Source organism: Paenibacillus sp. Paensp111, assembly GCF_059492195.1.
The window spans coordinates 2949068-2967296 of the sequence record NZ_CP168527.1; the positions used below are offsets into that span (position 1 = coordinate 2949068).

General features: G+C 49.6%; 19 protein-coding genes. All 19 read right to left on the reverse strand.

The features are described 5' to 3' along the window. Positions 1–61: 61 nt before the first annotated feature. The 19 genes from trmD to ACEN86_RS13820 all read right to left on the reverse strand — a co-directional run bounded on the left by trmD (position 62) and on the right by ACEN86_RS13820 (position 18031). On the reverse strand, positions 62–823 hold the full coding sequence (trmD, locus tag ACEN86_RS13730; RefSeq protein ID WP_495631179.1) for a tRNA (guanosine(37)-N1)-methyltransferase TrmD: 762 nt from the start codon (positions 821–823) through the stop codon (positions 62–64). Further along, positions 824–1342, reverse strand: coding sequence for a ribosome maturation factor RimM (rimM, locus tag ACEN86_RS13735; protein WP_495631180.1), 519 nt, complete (start codon positions 1340–1342; stop codon positions 824–826). Positions 1343–1466: 124 nt separating this feature from the next. After that, the gene (locus ACEN86_RS13740; RefSeq protein ID WP_127200714.1) at positions 1467–1697 is read right to left on the reverse strand and encodes a KH domain-containing protein; all 231 of its coding nucleotides are present in this window, start codon (positions 1695–1697) and stop codon (positions 1467–1469) included. Positions 1698–1720: 23 nt separating this feature from the next. Continuing rightward, on the reverse strand, positions 1721–1993 hold the full coding sequence (gene rpsP / locus ACEN86_RS13745; protein WP_127200713.1) for a 30S ribosomal protein S16: 273 nt from the start codon (positions 1991–1993) through the stop codon (positions 1721–1723). A gap of 43 nt (positions 1994–2036) precedes the next feature. Beyond that, positions 2037–3422, reverse strand: a complete 1386-nt coding sequence (gene ffh / locus ACEN86_RS13750; RefSeq protein WP_495631181.1) for a signal recognition particle protein — start codon at positions 3420–3422, stop codon at positions 2037–2039. 36 nt (positions 3423–3458) lie between these two features. Continuing rightward, complete coding sequence (locus ACEN86_RS13755; RefSeq protein WP_495631182.1) at positions 3459–3812, reverse strand: putative DNA-binding protein; 354 nt, start codon at positions 3810–3812, stop codon at positions 3459–3461. Between the two features lie 130 nt (positions 3813–3942). Beyond that, positions 3943–4590, reverse strand: coding sequence for a PAQR family membrane homeostasis protein TrhA (trhA, locus tag ACEN86_RS13760; protein WP_495631183.1), 648 nt, complete (start codon positions 4588–4590; stop codon positions 3943–3945). A gap of 16 nt (positions 4591–4606) precedes the next feature. Then, a complete protein-coding gene (ftsY, locus tag ACEN86_RS13765) occupies positions 4607–5608 on the reverse strand; it encodes a signal recognition particle-docking protein FtsY (RefSeq protein WP_495631184.1) in 1002 nt (333 codons plus the stop codon). A gap of 672 nt (positions 5609–6280) precedes the next feature. Continuing rightward, positions 6281–9850: a chromosome segregation protein SMC gene (gene smc / locus ACEN86_RS13770; RefSeq protein WP_495631185.1), complete on the reverse strand. Its 3570-nt coding sequence runs from the start codon at positions 9848–9850 to the stop codon at positions 6281–6283. 285 nt (positions 9851–10135) lie between these two features. After that, positions 10136–10831, reverse strand: a complete 696-nt coding sequence (rnc, locus tag ACEN86_RS13775; protein ID WP_127200707.1) for a ribonuclease III — start codon at positions 10829–10831, stop codon at positions 10136–10138. 12 nt (positions 10832–10843) lie between these two features. Next, positions 10844–12082 carry a beta-ketoacyl-ACP synthase II gene (gene fabF / locus ACEN86_RS13780; RefSeq protein ID WP_495631186.1) on the reverse strand — a complete coding sequence of 413 codons (1239 nt, stop codon included), beginning with the start codon at positions 12080–12082 and terminating at the stop codon, positions 10844–10846. Between the two features lie 123 nt (positions 12083–12205). Continuing rightward, positions 12206–12439, reverse strand: coding sequence for an acyl carrier protein (acpP, locus tag ACEN86_RS13785; RefSeq protein ID WP_024630176.1), 234 nt, complete (start codon positions 12437–12439; stop codon positions 12206–12208). Between the two features lie 103 nt (positions 12440–12542). Continuing rightward, complete coding sequence (fabG, locus tag ACEN86_RS13790; RefSeq protein ID WP_495631187.1) at positions 12543–13292, reverse strand: 3-oxoacyl-[acyl-carrier-protein] reductase; 750 nt, start codon at positions 13290–13292, stop codon at positions 12543–12545. A 197-nt stretch (positions 13293–13489) separates the two neighbouring features. Continuing rightward, complete coding sequence (gene fabD / locus ACEN86_RS13795) at positions 13490–14434, reverse strand: ACP S-malonyltransferase (protein ID WP_495631188.1); 945 nt, start codon at positions 14432–14434, stop codon at positions 13490–13492. A gap of 29 nt (positions 14435–14463) precedes the next feature. After that, positions 14464–15453, reverse strand: coding sequence for a beta-ketoacyl-ACP synthase III (locus ACEN86_RS13800; protein WP_495631189.1), 990 nt, complete (start codon positions 15451–15453; stop codon positions 14464–14466). Continuing rightward, positions 15450–16451 carry a phosphate acyltransferase PlsX gene (plsX, locus tag ACEN86_RS13805; RefSeq protein WP_495631190.1) on the reverse strand — a complete coding sequence of 334 codons (1002 nt, stop codon included), beginning with the start codon at positions 16449–16451 and terminating at the stop codon, positions 15450–15452. Before plsX ends, ACEN86_RS13800 begins: the two co-directional genes overlap by 4 nt. Beyond that, complete coding sequence (gene fapR, locus ACEN86_RS13810; RefSeq protein WP_495631191.1) at positions 16435–17031, reverse strand: transcription factor FapR; 597 nt, start codon at positions 17029–17031, stop codon at positions 16435–16437. Before fapR ends, plsX begins: the two co-directional genes overlap by 17 nt. Positions 17032–17233: 202 nt before the next feature. Next, positions 17234–17407 (reverse strand): 50S ribosomal protein L32, encoded by a 174-nt coding sequence (rpmF, locus tag ACEN86_RS13815; RefSeq protein WP_026263995.1) that lies wholly within the window; start codon positions 17405–17407, stop codon positions 17234–17236. Between the two features lie 108 nt (positions 17408–17515). Continuing rightward, positions 17516–18031, reverse strand: a complete 516-nt coding sequence (locus ACEN86_RS13820; protein ID WP_495631192.1) for a YceD family protein — start codon at positions 18029–18031, stop codon at positions 17516–17518. Positions 18032–18229: the final 198 nt, after the last annotated feature.

Sequence of the window (18229 nt, forward strand, 5' to 3'; positions counted from 1 at the left end):
ACCTCGTTCCATTAAAAAACCTCCAAAAAGGCAGATGTCTGCTTTCATGGAGGTTCCCTAGTTATTGCTGTTCAAGTTTGATTTCAGCCAGCCATTTAAGATCTTTGGCATTCAGGTCGGCATGCTCAAGCAGATCCGGACGGCGCTGCCAGGTGCGCCTGAGCGCTTCCCGGCGTCTCCAATCGGCAACATTCGCATGATGTCCGCTTAAGAGGATATCAGGCACCTTGTAATCTCTGAACTGAGCAGGTCTCGTGTAATGCGGATATTCCAGCAGCCCCGTACTGAAGGAGTCCGTTATGGCACTAGTCTCATTTCCAAGCACCCCGGGCAGCAGCCTGGCTACACTGTCGATAACCACCATGGCAGGCAGTTCACCGCCCGTCAGCACATAGTCTCCAATCGAAAGTTCATCCGTAACCAGGTGCTCCCGAATCCGTTCGTCATATCCTTCATAGTGTCCGCAAATAAAGATAAGGCGATCCTCGCGGGAGAGCTCTTCTGCTTTCTTCTGTGTGAAAGGCTCCCCTTGAGGGCACATCAGGATGATTCTCGGCGGACGAAGAGATTCGGATTGCTCCCCGGAAGAATCGGCTTCAAGCAAGCTTTCTACGGCATTGAATATGGGCTCAGGCTTCAGCACCATCCCCCCACCCCCGCCATAAGGAGTATCATCAACCATGTTATGCTTATTGCCCGAGTATTCCCTGAAGTTCACCGCGTTCAACCGAATAATCCCCTTATCTTGAGCCTTACCCAAAATACTGGAGCCAAAGACCCCGGCGAACATTTCCGGAAATAAAGTCAGTACATCAACGCGCATTTACAACAGTCCTTCCATTAAATGCACCTTAACCAGCTTGTCTTTGACGTTCACATCCAGAACTACATCATCAATTACAGGAATGAGGATTTGCTTACGAGCCGGTGTCTTCACGACCCATACGTCATTGGCCCCCGGACGGAGGATCTCATCAATCACTCCCAGTTCCTCCCCCTCTTCCGTTACTACCGTGCAGCCGATAATTTCGTGGAAGTAATACTCATTCTCTGGTAGTTCAATGGTTTGGTCTTTGGTAACTTTCAAATCCCATCCCTTATATCTCTCAACCTCATTGATATTTCCATACTCTTTGAACTTAACGAGATATGTCTGTTTGGAGGGACGAGACTGCTCAATAGTAGCTTTAATCTGCTGTTTCGTCTCCGGGTGTACCATAATCAGCTGATTCCCCTGAGCGAAGCGCACCTCCGGAAAATCTGTACTGAGCAGCACTTTGAGCTCTCCGCGAATCCCGTGTGTATTCACGATTTTACCAACCGTTAGCAATGAATCGGACATAATTCCCTCCTGAGCATATAACTTTAAAAAGTTGAAGTGTATCTATAGAACTGCGAACACGTATAATCTTCAGCATGTACGAAAAAGGGCTAGGAAATGCATCCTAACCCTCTTTCGTATATTTTTAAGACATAATGTCCACGGTGACCCGTTTGTCTAGCTTCACTGCTGCAGAGGTGACAACCGTGCGAAGCGCCTTGGCGATTCGCCCCTGCTTGCCAATGACTTTCCCTACATCGTCTGGATGTACGGAAAGTTCAAAGATAACAAGCTGCTCTTTCTCCACAACGTTCACACGCACATCTTCCGGATGATCAACTAAAGCCTTCGCAATTACGCAGACTAATTGTTCCATAAGAGGACCCTCCGAATCAGCAATTATTTCTGGTTCTTAAGTTCATGGAACTTTTTGAGGACACCAGCTTTGCTAAGCAAGTTACGGACAGTGTCAGATGCTTGTGCACCATCTTGAAGCCATTTCAATGCTTTTTCTTCATTGATATTTACAACAGCCGGCTCAGCGACTGGATTGTAGTAACCAATTTCCTCGATAAAGCGACCGTCACGCGGGGAACGGGAATTCGAAACCACGATACGGTAGAAAGGAGCTTTATGAGCACCAATACGTTTCAAACGAATACGAGTTGCCAACGAAATTCACCTCCTTAAATAGGATAAAATATATATCTAAGACTTAACGGAATGGAAACTTCATCCCGCCGCCTTTCAGACCTTTCATACCCTTCATAGCTTTGGCCATCTTGCCGCCTTTAGGGCCGCCCATCATATCTGAGAACTGCTTCATCATCCGGCGCATTTCGTCAAACTGCTTAATCAACCGGTTGACATCAGCCAGCGAGGTACCGCTGCCAAGCGCGATCCGCTTACGCCGGTTATGATTAATCATGTCCGGATTCTGCTTCTCCTGCTTAGTCATCGAATGCACAATGGCTTCAACGCGTCCCATCTGCTTCTCATCGACCTTGACGTCCTTAAGCTGCTTGACCTTGCCCATCCCTGGAATCATATCCATGATCTGATCGATAGGTCCGAGCTTCTTCACCTGATCCATCTGCTCGAGGAAATCGTCGAAGGTGAATTCGGCGTTGCGCATCTTGCGCTCCATTTCCTTGGCTTTCTCGGCATCAATATTGGACTGAGCCTTCTCAATGAGCGAGAGCATATCACCCATACCAAGAATCCGGGAAGCCATCCGCTCAGGATGGAAAGGCTCAAGCGCATCAATCTTCTCGCCAAGCGCTGCGAATTTAATCGGACAGCCGGTTACAGCTTTGACTGACAAGGCCGCACCACCACGGGTGTCCCCGTCCAGCTTGGTAAGAACTACCCCTGTCAGCTCAAGCTGGCTGTGGAAGCTCTCCGCTACATTGACAGCATCCTGTCCTGTCATTGCATCCACAACGAGCAACACTTCATCCGGCGTGGTGATTTCATGGATCTGACGAAGCTCTTCCATCAGCTGCTCGTCCACATGCAGACGGCCTGCCGTATCAATAATCAGATAATCGTTGCTGTTATCCTTGGCATGCTGAAGTGCCTGACGGGCAATCTCAACCGGATTAACACCATCACCAAGTGCAAACACCGGAACCCCAATTTGCTCACCGAGCACCTGAAGCTGCTTGATCGCGGCCGGTCTGTAAATGTCCCCTGCTACAAGCAGCGGCCGGTGATTCTGCTTCAGAAGAAGCTTGGCCAGCTTGGCCGAGGTGGTGGTCTTACCCGCACCCTGGAGACCCGCCATCATAATTACGGTTGGAGGCTTATTACTCTTAGCCAGCTTCGCTTGGCTGCCGCCCATTAGATCCGTTAATTCCTTGTTAACAATGTCGATGATGACCATTCCTGGTGTGAAACTATCCATCACATCACTGCCGATGGCCTTCTCCTTCACCTTGGCGATAAATTCTTTGACCACTTTAAAGTTAACGTCCGCTTCAAGCAGGGCAAGGCGAACCTCGCGCATGGCTTCATTCACATCATCTTCCGATACCTTGCCTTTACCGCGCAGCTTGCTGAATACGCTTTGCAACCGGCTGGTCAATCCTTCAAATGCCATAATTAGTCACCTCCGTATCAATTCTGATTCTGCTGATCACCACTCCTGCATACTGCGAACCATGCCAAGAGCCGTCTCTTTATGTACATCCGTAAGGTTGCTATCTTCCAGCAGCCGGCGCAGATTCTCAAGCTCTCCGTGACGCTGCTGCTGCTTCTGAAGCAGTCCAAGTTTGTCTTCATATACTTCCAGCATCTGTTCAGCCCGCTTAATATGCTCATACACGGCCTGACGGCTGATCTCAAATTCCGATGCAATCTCACCCAGCGAGAAGTCATCATGGAAATAATATTTCAGGAAAGTCTGCTGCTTCTCAGTAAGCAGCGGTTCATAGAAGTCGAATAACAGATTTACTCGATTCGTCTTCTCTAGCCTATTCTCTTGACTCACAGCGGGCACTCCCTCCGTCAAGGAAAAACACTTTACAGTGCATCAACGTTCCTTATCATAACGAAAACAAAAGAAGATGTCAAGCTTTTTCCCTTAACATCTTCTTGTCTTCTTTGTACTCTAATTCCGGTTAATTCCCGGGCAATAAATACAGCAAAATCGTGAAGAAATGCAGCACACTTCCCGCCAGTACAAACAAATGCCAGATCGCATGGTGATAAGGAAACGCCCTCCATACATAGAATACGGTGCCGAGCGTATACAATAAACCGCCGATGACAAGCAAGTTGATTCCCATTCCCGGGATGGCTGCGGTTAATGGCCCCCAGGCAATAACGATTAACCAACCCATCAGGAGATAGAATACTGTCGAGAGGAACAGAAATCTTTTCACAAAATAAGCTTTAAACAAAACACCCAGCAGGGCAATCGCCCATACTATGCTAAACAAGGTCCACCCGAGCGAACCACGAATGGCTACCAGCATAAAGGGAGTATATGTTCCAGCGATGTACACATAAATGGATGAATGGTCAAAGAACTCGAACAGATCCTTCAGCTTGCCTTCTTTAAAGCTGTGTACCAGCGTTGAGCTTGTGTATAGAAGCAGCATACTCACACCATAGATCGTGAAGCTGACCACATGCCAAGCCGTTCCTTTCATACTTGAAAATACAATGAGAAGCACAAGTGCCGCCACGCTTAACAAAGCCCCGATGCCATGAGTAATCGCATTCGCAATTTCTTCCCTGCGCGGGTAGGTATGAGTGTTGGCCATTGTTATTCCTCCTTTTTTAGGACTGGACTTCAGACTCCTCTGTCTCTTCCTTCAGTATGCCGGAGAATAGTCCATGAACGAACTGTTCAGAATCAAATTTCTGTAGATCTTCCATTTTCTCACCCAGGCCGACCAGCTTCACAGGCAGACTCAGTTCTTGGCGGATAGCCACCACGATCCCGCCTTTGGCCGTTCCGTCAAGCTTCGTGAGAACAAGGCCGGTTACCCCGCTCTTCTCCCCGAACAGCTTAGCTTGGCTCAGCGCGTTCTGACCGGTTGTGGCATCGAGCACCATTAGCACCTCATGCGGCGCATCCGGGATTTCGCGCTGAATGACGCGGTAAATTTTGTTGAGCTCTTCCATGAGGTTGGACTTGTTCTGCAGACGGCCTGCCGTATCGCACAACAGAATATCTGCACCGCGCTGTTTGGCCGCTTGAACTGCGTCGAACATAACAGCCGCCGGGTCTGAACCTGCCTGCTGCTTGATCACCTCTACGCCCACACGCTGACCCCATACTTCGAGTTGTTCTATAGCACCGGCACGGAATGTATCCCCAGCAGCCATAAGAACCTTCTTGCCTTCCTGCTTGTAGTGATGGGCAAGCTTGCCAATTGTAGTTGTCTTTCCTACACCATTTACACCGACGAACAAGATGACCGTAATTCCATCCGGATTCATACGGATGCTGTTATCCTCATCGCCGCGAAGCAGCTCCTGAATCTTCTCGGACAGAATAGGCTGAAGTTCAGCCGCGTCTTCAATTTTGCGTTTCTTCACTTCACTGCGCAGATCGTCAATCAGCTGCAGGACCGTATTTACGCCCACATCGGCCCCAATTAGAATCTCTTCCAATTCTTCAAAGAACTCTTCATCAATCTTCTTCCGGCGGGTTACAAGTTCAGCGACCTTCTCAACAAAGCCCTTCCGGCTCTTCTCCAGTCCTTCCTTGAACTGTTTGGTAACCGATTCTGTTTTTGCTGCAATGCTCTCTTTTAATTTTTTGAAAAAACTCACAGATGGAATTCTCCTTTACACTTGTTTTACCCTCCCAAACCCTCCCTAATAGGGAGGGCCCCAGAGGGACTTCCCTCTGGACACCCGAAAGGTTTGGAGTGTGTGGTTGTTTTGTTGGCACCCGTGTGACTTATAGAGGGGGGAGTCGCTTGCCGTCCCTTTGGGACCCGCTTTACTACGGCGCTCCTGCCCGGACTTAGCTCACTATGTGCACTGAGCCGCTTGCCGTCCCTACGGGACCCGCTCAACTGCCTGCGTTTTGGGAGCGTTCATGTGACTGTCGTACGTTTGCCCGCTCTCCCTACGGGATTCGCTTTACTGCTGCTCTTTCATGAGCACTTGTGTAACTAAGTGCGTATGCTGTTGCCTTGTAGATAAGAGCGGTTACCCGAAGGAACCGCTCTTTCATTATTATCCCACCCTTGATTAATGGATGGGAAATTGTAAGCAGGTAGAGAAAGTTTGGAGCTGTAGAAGCGTCAGCGCTCGCCTTTATCTTCGGATTTCAACCCCGTGGTTGTATACAATCAGGAAATCCGAAGATAACAGCGATCGGAAGCCCAAAGTTTCTCGGACTGTGCTTTTTAATTCCAAAAGTTCAAAATTTCTCGGACTGTGCTTTTTATCGGCAGACTTTAATCGTCTTCCTCTATTATGGCACGCCAGTCACCTCTAAGCAATTTCCGCCTCGTCATCTTCAAGTCTTACGGATACGAGCTTCGAAACGCCGCCCTCTTCCATAGTGACACCGTATAGGACATCGGCTTCCTCCATCGTACCTTTGCGGTGGGTCACCACGATGAACTGGGTCTGCTCCGAGAATTCGCGCAGGTACTGGGCGAACCTGATGACGTTCGCTTCATCCAGCGCGGCTTCCACCTCGTCCAGAACACAGAAGGGAACGGGTTTGACTTGAAGAATGGCGAATAAGAGTGCCATTGCAGTAAGGGCACGCTCACCACCCGACAGCAGCTGCAGATTCTGCAGCTTCTTACCCGGCGGCTGGGCCACGATATCAATTCCTGTCTCCAGCAGGTTCGTGGGATCGAGCAGAACCAGATCTGCACTTCCGCCTCCGAACAATTTGGTAAAGACAGTGCCAAATTCTCGGCGGATTGCATCAAAGGTAAGCTTGAAACGCTTGGACATTTCATCATCCATCTCGCGGATTACTTGATAGAGTGTTGTCTTCGCTTCAACGAGATCATTCTTCTGAATGCTCAGGAATTCATAACGCTCGGATACCCGCTGGAATTCCTCAATAGCTCCCAGATTGACTTCCCCAAGGGCAGCAATACTTCGCTTAAGCTCTTTAACCTCAGACTGGGTAAGGGTTATATCTTCTGGAATGGTGTAGCGCTGCTTGGCTCTTTCATAAGAGAGCTCATAGTCTTCGCTCAGCTTCTTCAGAATATTATCGAGCTCGACATCAAGACGGTTAGCCTGAATCTCGGTCTGGAGCAACTGCTCATCCACCGACTTCAGCGCTGCCCGTTGATCCTTGGTCTCGCTCTCTCCTTCTTCAAGCTTCTTCATCAGTGCGCTTCGGGAAGCCCGCTGCAAGTCCAGCCGTTCACTGGTACGGCTTTTCTTTAATTTATAATCGTTCAGATCCTCAATCTGGCGAACACTTTGTGCTTCATTCTCTTTGAGATCATTTTCAATGGAGCTTAGAATTCGGCGGTTTTGCTCCAGCTCTTTCTCCTGGGCATTGAACTCTGCCTGCTGTCTGCTGAGCTGCTCCCGAAGGGAAAGGCACTCCTGATCCAGCTTGCCTTCCTTTACTTTGAGCTCGGTAAGCTGAGTCTGAAGCTCTTCCTTGGCAGATTCGTTCGCTTTCCGGGCGAATTCAGCCGCCTGGATAGAATCATGCTTGGACTGCTGGTCGGCAGCCAGCTCTTTAAGCTTCTGCTCCGCCTCCGCCTTGCTTTTATCCAGTTCTTCCATCTCTTTAACATAATGACCCTTCTCTTGACCATACAGCTCGAACTGCTCAGACACATGGCGATACTCATGCTCCACCTGTTTGAGATCGCCAGCCACCGTCTGTTCCTCTGCACGCATGCGATCTCCGGATTCTCTTAATTTCTCCAAGTCTGTCTCCAGCTGAGCGATTTGTCCTCTAACTTCTTCCATACTGCTCCGCAGTTTCGTAATCATCGTCTCACTTTGGCGGATGTCGCTATCCAGCTGTTCAAGCTGACGGCTGCGGCCAAGCAGATTGCTGTTCTTGCGGTGCTGACTGCCCCCAGTCATCGAACCACCTGCGTTAACCACATCGCCTTCCAGAGTAACTACTCTGAACCGATACTGGCTTTTGGCTGCCATCCGGTTGGCATGCTCAAGCGTATCCGCAAATACCACATTCCCCAGCAGGCTGCCGACAATGTCGGCGTACCGCGGCTCAAATCCAACCAGCTCCGCTCCAATCCCTACGAATCCTTCTGCATCTTCCATCGTCCGCTTATCTGAAGCGGAGATTTGACGCGGGCGGATGACATCCAGCGGCAGGAAGGTCGCACGTCCCAATTGACGCTGTTTTAGAAAAGCAATCGCCTGGCGTGATACCGCTTCATTCTCCATGACCACATGCTGCATGGCGGCGCCCAGCGCTGTCTCCACCGCAATTTCCAGCTTCTCGGGCACCCGGATCAGCTCAGCTACCGCACCATGTACGCCAGCCAGCGTTCCTTTGCGCGAGGCTTTAAGCACTTCCTTAACCCCTAGCGCGAAGCCGTCAAAATCATCCTGCATCTCCTTCATCGTATCCCGGCGGGATACCAAGGCTTCGCGCTTTTGCTCCCATTTCCGGAGACCGTCCCGGCTCTCTTCCGTCAGCTTTTGCAGAGAATGGAGCCGTTCGCTTTCCGATATGTAGCTTTTACGAACCTCGGCGATCTCTTTGGCCATCTTCTCCAGCTTGCCGCTAAGCTCCGCTTTCCTCTCAGCCAGCTTCTGCTGCTCGTCCCGCCACTTCGTGCCTTCCGTCTCTGCCCGCTCCATCCGGCGGACAACGCCTTCTTTCTGCTGGTCTGCATAGCGGATCTCATTGCGCGCCTGCGCAATTTGATTCATGATCTCCAGCAGGTCTCCCTTAAGGGCTTCCTCCTGCGCCTGACTGATTCCGCCAGTCACTCCAAGCAGCTTCGCTTCCTCAGCAGACAATAATGCACGAAGCTCTGTCAGCATTCGGTCCGATTCCGAGTATTTATCCGACATGGCTTTTAGTTCGAGCGCACGCTGATTATATCGTTCCTCACTGGCCGCGATAGAATCAATCAGCTGCTGCCGATTCTGCATTAAGTTCTTGGCGCGCTCCTTCAGCAGCCCACCATAACCTTCATTTTTCTCATAGCTCTGACTATATTCCAGAAGCTGCCCCTGCAAAGCTTCAATCTCTTCCTCAATTACACGCAGCTCGGACCGTTCCTTCTCCAGCGTAGCGTCATGAGCAGACACAATCGTGGACAAGGCAAGCTGCTCTTCACGCAGCTTAGCTAGCTTAGTATTCGCTTCGCTCCAAGAAGTGTGGATCTGATCGATTTGATAAATATACATGGAAATCTCTTTATGCTTAAGCTGCTCACGCAGTTCCTTATAATGAATGGCTTTCTCGGACTGTTCCTTCAGCGGCCCGATCTGATCTTCAAGTTCGCTGACCAAATCATGAATACGAAGCAGATTCGTCTCGGTCTCCTCTAACTTCTTCCTCGCATCCTTCTTACGGGACTTATATTTCACAATACCGGAAGCTTCCTCAAATATTCCTCTCCGGTCTTCGGATCGAGTACTTAATATTTCTTCAATTCGGCCTTGTCCAATAATGGAGTAAGCCTCTTTACCAATCCCTGTGTCCATGAACAGCTCAGTGATATCCTTAAGCCGGCAGGATTGCTTGTTAATCAAATATTCACTATCTCCGCTACGATGAACTCTCCGGGTCACCGTAACTTCGTTGAAATCCAAAGGAAGCGCCTGGTCCGTATTATCCAGCGTAAGCGATACTTCTCCGTATCCGACTGCCTTTCTGGCATCACTACCGGCGAAAATAATGTCTTCCATCTTGCCCCCGCGCAGCGACTTGGCACTCTGTTCACCGAGCACCCAGCGAATACCATCAGATATGTTGCTCTTACCGCTCCCGTTCGGGCCAACAACCGCAGTTATTCCCCGCACAAATTCCATTTCCGTGCGATCCGCGAACGACTTGAAACCCGCTAGTTCAATTCTCTTCAAAAACATACGTGCACTATCACCTCTACCGCCTATTGTAACATAATTAAGGTTCGGCTGTGACCTATCAAATCACCCAGTAAACCCGCTTGTATCAACATTTTTCCACTGATATCCGTATACGGATAACTAAAAATGGCAGACCCGGTATCGCTACCTTGGTCTGCCATTTAATAAAAAGAATCTTTTAAGTCCATCTATATGGAATGAACTAAAGAAATGAATGTTTAGATTCTGGCAACCGCTTATTGCGGTAGGAAATCGATCACACAGTCTTTAGTTCAATCCATCTAACTACTCTTGTACTCTTAAACGCTCCAGCGCAACAGCCGCGGCTTGCTGCTCAGCCTCTTTCTTGGAGCGCCCGCTCCCTTGGCCGAGACTCTTTCCGTCCATGAATACCTCCGAGACGAATTCCCGCTCATGCGCAGGGCCCCGCTCCTCAATAATCCGGTATTCAAGCGCGCCCAGATTATGATGCTGGGTCAGCTCCTGAAGTTCTGTCTTATAATCTGTTACCTGAAGCTTTCCGTTTAAGACCACCTGAGTGAACACATGCTTGTCCAGGAAGGCAGTAACTGCCTCAAGCCCCTGATCCAAATAAAGCGCACCGACAAAAGACTCAAATACGTCCGCAAGAAGTGCCGGACGCGTACGCCCACCGGTTAGTTCTTCTCCTTTACCAAGCAGAACATAATTCCCGAACTCGAGAGCTTCGGCAAATTTAACCAGAGAAGGCTCACAGACAATCGCTGCGCGCTGCTTCGTTAACTCGCCTTCAGGCCGATTCGGAAATAGATTGTAAAGATATTCCGAGACGGTCAGCTCAAGCACCGCGTCGCCCAAAAATTCGAGTCGCTCGTTGTCCTCATGCTGGCTGAACCGGTGTTCGTTTACATAGGAAGCGTGAGTAAATGCCTGTTTCAACAATTGTCGGTTCTGGAATTGAATTTGAAGTTTTTGTTGTAACTGCTTCAGATCTCCACTCAACAGACTGACTCCTTATGCATCGAATTTCTTCAGGATAATCGTGGCATTATGGCCACCAAACCCAAAGGAGTTGGACATTGCAATCTTTAAATCGGCTTGTCTTGGTTCATTAGGTACATAATCCAAATCGCACTCCGGATCTTGATCTTCAAGATTGATCGTAGGTGCAATAACCCCGTTCTGCAAGGACAGACCACAAATCACGGCTTCAACGCCTCCGGCAGCTCCAAGCAGATGCCCGGTCATAGACTTGGTCGAGCTGATAGCTACTTTATAAGCATGGTCGCCAAGCGCTTTCTTCACAGCGAGCGTCTCGGAACGGTCACCCACCGGAGTTGAAGTACCATGCGCATTAATATAATCGATATCCTCCGGATTCAGCCCGGCATCCCGAATGGCCATACGCATACAGCGCGCAGCACCGTCCGGATCCGGCTCCGTCATATGATGAGCATCCGCGCTAAGTCCGTAACCGATGACTTCGGCATAGATCTTAGCTCCGCGCTTCTGTGCATGCTCCAGGGATTCAAGAATAAGAATTCCGGCCCCCTCGCCCATGACGAAGCCATCACGGCCTGTATCAAATGGGCGGCTTGCCTTCTCAGGCTCGTCATTACGTGTAGACATGGCACGCATCGCACAGAATCCGGCCATTCCCGTAGGGCGAATGGTCGCTTCAGCTCCACCGCAGATCATGACGTCGGCGTCGCCGCGCTGAATAATGCGGAATGAATCTCCTATGGAATGGGTTCCTGTCGCACAAGCGGTTACCTGAGTGGTATTCGGTCCTTTAGCTCCGAACATGATCGACATTTGGCCTGAGCCCATATTGGCGATCATCATCGGAATAAAGAAAGGGCTTACGCGTTTAGGTCCTTTTTCCAGCAAAACATTATGTTGATCTTCCCAGGTTCCAAGACCGCCAATCCCTGAGCCGATGGATACACCGATACGTTCTGCATCTGTGTTCGATCCAATCTCGATTCCGCTGTCCTTCATGGCTTCGGAACCTGCTGCAATGGCGAACTGGACAAACCTGTCCATTTTTCTAGCTTCTTTACGGTCGAAATATTCTTCAGGATTGAAATCTTTCACCGAAGCCGCAATTTGGGTTGTATAATCGCTGACATCAAAAGACTCGATGCGCGATACGCCGGATTTCCCGCTAACCAGGCTGTTCCAGAACGTGTCCAAATCTTTGCCAAGGGAAGTCATGACTCCCATGCCTGTTATAACTACTCTATGCTTCAAACACATTCACCTCGTATAGACTTCATGTGTAATATAAAATATCAATGAATACAATCATTGAGAGTTTCTGCCAAGATGAGGAGAAGTCCCGCCTGAATAAACAAGGTACGGGACTTAAATGACTTAGGTATGAGATTGTATGTAATTTACAACTTCACCTACGGTCGTTATCTTCTCTGCATCTTCATCTGAAATTTCAAGATCGAATTCATCTTCCAATTCCATAACCAATTCAACGACATCGAGCGAATCAGCACCAAGGTCCTCTTTGAAAGAAGCTTCAAGTGTTACTTCGGCTTCATCAGCACCCAAGCGATCAACTACGATGCGTTTTACACGCTCCAATACATCGGACATCCGGTTCACCTCCTCTTTGGTATTATACGAGAATTAAACTTAAAATGCCATAGAGGCCGTTTTAAAAACCCGCTTTAACGATATATCGCTCTTGCGAAGCAGCCTACATGTACATTCCGCCATCTACATGAAGGGTCTGTCCTGTCATGTAAGAAGCGGCTTCTGATGCCAGGAACAGAACCACATTAGCGATTTCCTCCGGCTTGCCAAGACGTGCCAGCGGAATTTCTCCAAGCATTTTGGTACGAATCTCTTCCGGCAATTCCCCAGTCATATCCGTATCAATAAATCCTGGTGCCACACAGTTCACCGTAATATTACGGGATGCCAGCTCACGCGCGGAAGATTTCGTCAGTCCGATTACCCCCGCTTTAGCGGCTACGTAATTGGCTTGACCCGCATTTCCAAGAACGCCGACAACAGAAGAAATGTTAATAATCCGGCCTGAGCGCTGCTTCATCATCGGACGGGTAACGGATTTGATTCCATTAAATACGCCCTTCAGATTCGTCTCAATTACCTGATCGAACTCTTCTTCCTTCATACGCATAATAAGATTATCTCTGGTAATTCCTGCGTTATTCACGAGAATATCAATTCGGCCCCAAGCTTCAATCACTTGTTTGACCATGGTCTCGAACTGGCTGCTGTCACCTACATGAGCTTTGATGGCAAGGGCACTGACGCCCATGGCTTCGATCTCACGAACAACTTCTGCAGCGGCTGCTTCATTACCGGCAAAGTTAACAGCTACATTCGCTCCTGCTTTCGCAAGCGAAAGCGCAATGCTTCTGCCAATCCCGCGGGAAGCTCCGGTCACGAGTGCCGTCTGACCGGCAAGTGGTTGTGTCATCCCAATGTGCCTCCTTTCTCAAGCTTATTCTGCCCAGCTGCAGCTGACTGCAAAAGGGCACGGCGCTTTCAAGGGCTCTCCGGTATTTCACGAAGCAGCGCTAAAGCGCAGCTGCAGCGAAGCTACTCACGGCCGGGTGTCCCCCGGTATGCTTAGCTTAAGCTTACGCAGGCTTGACTAAATCACGGATGGGCAGCTTAAAGCTCCTCTTTCAGAGCCGCAGCCGCCTGCTCGAGACTTTCAAGGCTATTCACATTCAATCCTCTTACGTTCTTGTCGATTTTCTTAAGCATGCCTGTAAGAACATTTCCTGGGCCTATCTCGACAAAAGTATCAACGCCTTGTTCAATCAACCAGCGAACACTATCTTCCCAGAGAACAGGAGAATAGACCTGCTGAGTCAGGAGAGCAGGAACCTCGGCTCCTTTATGTACAGGCTGAGCTGTAACGTTCACCACAACTGGAACAGAAGCATCCGTGTAGTGGACACCCGCCAGTGCTTCTTCAAGGCGTTCAGCTGCTGAACGCATGAGCGAAGAATGGAACGGACCGCTAACTTCGAGCGGAATGGCACGTTTGCCTCCCGCTTCTTTGACACGTTCTACCAGGGCGCCCACTCCAGCGCGACTTCCAGATACAACAATCTGTCCGGGGCAGTTGATATTGGCCAGTTCAACTAGATTCCCTTCGGAAGTAATGGCTGCACACAGATCAGCTAGCGCACCCCGCTCAGCTCCCAGTACCGCAGCCATGGCCCCCTGTCCGCCCGGTACGGCCTGTTCCATGAACTGACCCCGCGCGCGAACCGTAGCCACAGCGTCTTCGAACGAGAGAACGCCCGCCGCCGTCAAGGCTGTATATTCACCCAGACTGTGTCCTGCAAAATAATCCGGCGTAATTCCTTTGGAGGCAAAAATTCTGTAAAGTGCGTAACTTGTTGTCAGCAGAGCCGGCTGTGTATTCGCCGTCATCTTAAGTTCTGCCTCCGGGCCATTAAATATAAGGTCGCTTAGGCCAAAGCCAAGCTTCTCATCTGCTGTGCGGAACAGTTCCCCCGCCTCTGGCACTTCATCATAAATATCTTTGCCCATTCCTACGGCTTGGGAACCTTGTCCCGGAAATACAAATGCTAACTTTCCCATAAATCAGATAGCTCTCCTTCGTTGACTGATTACCACACAAGAACCGATGCGCCCCAAGTAAGGCCGCCGCCAAAGCCGACAAGCAGGATCGTGTCTCCCTCTTTCATACGTCCCTCTTCAGCTGCTTCTACCAGAGCCAGCGGGATGGATGCAGCCGAGGTATTCGCATACTTATCGACATTGATTACGCATTTCTCCTCCGGAAGGTTCAAGCGTTCCATGGCTGAATGAATAATCCGGATATTCGCTTGATGAGGAACGAACAGATCCACTTCTTCTTTCGCTACTCCAGCTTTGCGGAGAACTTCCTCTGTGGCTGTACCCATCACGCGAACCGCAAATTTAAATACTTCCCGGCCATTCATATAGATAAAGTGCTTGCCGCCGGCTACGGTATCTGCTGAAGCTGGCAGTCTGGAACCGCCTGCTTCGAGCTTCAGCTGGCTTCCGCCAGCACCCTCCGCACCAAGGTCAAAGGACAGGAACCCTCTGCCCTCAGGCACTTCGCCAAGGACTACCGCACCCGCCCCGTCACCGAACAGCACGCAAGTATTACGGTCCGTATAATCTGTAATGCGGGACAAGGTATCTGCGCCAATAACCAGCGCGTTGTTATACATCCCTGTCTTAATAAAGTTGGTTGCCGTTGCCAAGCTGTATACAAATCCCGAGCAGGCCGCAGACAAATCAAACGCCGCAGCCTGCTTCGCCCCCAGCTTCTCCTGAAGCAGACAGGCTGTAGATGGGAACGTCATATCCGGGGTAACCGTAGCTACGATAATAAGGTCCAATTCATGCGGAGCAATTCCTGCCGACGCAAGCGCCTTTAAGGAAGCTTCATAAGCCAGATCCGAGGTTGCTTGTTCAGGTGCAGCGATATGGCGCTCACGAATCCCTGTTCGAGAAACGATCCACTCGTCGTTCGTTTCCACGATTTTCTCCAGGTCCGCATTGGTTAATACTTTCTCGGGCACATACTTGCCTGTACCAATAATTCCTACCGATCGCAAATTATTCACTTCAATACTCTCTCCCCACTGCTGAATTCTTTGGATATGTTCTGAATCAACTGACTGCGAAGGGCAATCCTCGCCTGCCGGAAGGCATTCTTGATCGCATCCGCGTCCGAAGAGCCATGTCCTTTGACCACAAGCCCGCTAAGCCCAAGCAGCGGGGCCCCGCCGTGCTCCTTGTAGTCCATCATGCTTTTGAGTCCACGCAGCTCCGGCATCAGCACAGCAGCCGCCAGCTTGTTCTTAAGTGAACTCGTGAATTTCTCTTTCAGGATCGAGAATAAGGCCCCCGCTGTTCCCTCCAAAGATTTGAGGAGAATATTTCCGGCAAAACCATCACAGACCAGAACATCACAAGCCCCGGCCAGCACACCGTGCGCTTCCACATTCCCCACAAAATGAATAGGCAGCTCCTGTAGAAGCGGGTATGCCGCTTTGGTAAGCTCATTCCCTTTGATGGCCTCGGTTCCCACGTTAAGCAGGCCTACTCTAGGCTTATCAATGCCATGCACCTGCTGGCGGTATACACTGCCCATCAGAGCATACTGTGCCAAATGCTCAGGCTTCGCATCCATATTGGCACCGAGGTCCAGAGCCAGAACACCCCGGCCGTCAACGGTCGGTATGATCGGAGCAAGTGCCGGACGCTCAATGCCTTCCATTCTCCCTACAACCAGGAGACCTGTTGTCATCAGAGCACCCGTATTCCCGGCAGAAATCATCGCGTCGGCCTCTCCCTCGCGAACCATTCTCCCCGCGACTACCATGGAAGAATCCTTCTTGCGGCGGACCGCCTTAACGGGTTCGTCTTCCCCGCCGATCACTTCAGTTGTATGACGTATAGTTAGATTGGACGGACGTTCCTGAAGCAGCGCTTCGATCTGAGCCTGATCTCCGACCAGGACGATCTCGATATCCTTCCATTCCTTGGCGGCTGCAAGCGCGCCTTCCACATTGGAGCGCGGCGCGTGGTCTCCTCCCATGGCATCAATGGCTATCAACATGTGTAGTTCCCCCTTCACTGTGTTCCTCTTTCCCGGAACGATAGATGACGAAGTTCCCTTGGAAGACCATCTCCTCACCTACATAGGTGAAGACCTCGACCTTTGCCTTCCCTTTGTTGCCAGCCTCCGAACGGACATAGGCCTTGGCAATACATTTCTCCCCCAAATGCACCGATCTCACAAACCGGATATCTGCAGAAGAAGTAAGTGCGATTTCATCATTGATTACGGCGACCGCAAGGGAGTTCGCTTGTGCGAATACATGATGCCCCCGGGCGATTCCGGTGCGCGAGAAAACATGCTCGTCTCGTATTTCAAAAATGGAAATCCCGCTCTTGTCCAGCTGAAGGTCAACGATATCCCCAATCACTTCATGCAGCGGCAGAGACTTCACTTGATCATAAGAAAGCTCGGCCATCAGCTTCATCCGTTCACGGAGTTCAGGTATGCCAAGTTCCAGACGATCCAGACGAATGGTCTGAATACTTACTTTAAGCTGACGCGTCAGTTCCTGATCGGTAATGAACGGATTCTCTTCAATCATTCTTACGAGCTGCTGCTGTCTCGCCCGTTTGGGCAAACGTTCGATAAGGATCGCCCCCTGCGTGATCTATAAATTATTAATATAGTAAATATATCGTCTTAGAACCAGGTACTAAGCTCCAGTATAAATCATCCTGTTTTAAAAAGAAAGACAATCCCAGCAGGAGAGTCTCTTCTTCCGATATTCAAAAAAAAATAGCACCCCATCCAAGATGTAGGTACTACTTTGATTTCGTTCATTATTGCTTGATAATTTCTCTTGCTTTGTATGTGCCGCATACTTTGCATACGTGGTGAGCAAGCTTTAATTCTCCGCATTGTTCACATTTTACCATGCCCGGCACAGCCAATTTGAAATGAGTGCGACGTTTGTCACGACGCGTTTTGGACGTTCTCCGTTGAGGTACTGCCATGGTTCCCACCTCCTTATTCAAGTCAACCTGGTTCCATTGCTTAGTTTAGACAACCGTTATATGGATTGAACTTACTTCTCTTCATTCCATATCGATGTCAGACTTTTATTATTGTTGTTTAAAAAAGTCCTTCAGCGCCGCAAGACGCGGGTCGATGACTTCTTTATCACAGCCGCAATTCTGTTCGTTCAAATCGGTTCCACAAGTAGGGCACAGACCTTTGCAGTCGTCCTTGCAGACGGCAGCAAACGGGAGATTCAGAAGCAAGGCTTCTTCTATGAAAGGAATCAGATTCACGTTATCCTCTGCAACGTAGCGGATCTCGTCTTCTTCGTCCTGTACATTCTCTGTATTCTCACTGTACTTAAACCGTTCCTCGAAATGAATACCGACTTGTTTCTTCAAAGGCTTCAGGCATCGGGAGCACGTCATGTCCAGTTCCGCAGATAATCTCCCCTTTACTTCTACTTCTCCCTCACCCAAAGGAATTACCTTCAGATCAGCTTGAAGCGGACTCACATGGGTTATATCCTTGCGGCCTTTGGCAACATGATGAACATCCAGCGCCTCGTGGAACTCCACAGGGCCTTCGGCTGACGCCAATTTACGAAATTGAAAGTGCATGATCATCACTCCAAACAAACAAAAATTATTATACCGATTTTTAGAGAGTCTTGTCAATAACTTATACGAGATACTCCCTTTATTATACGGCATTTGCCGGTTTCCTACCCACAATAATTTGCAGCACTCCTTGTGCAGCCAAAGGGACAGGTTCGTAAATTATAGCATGTTTATTCTGTAAATGATGCAGTTCATGAT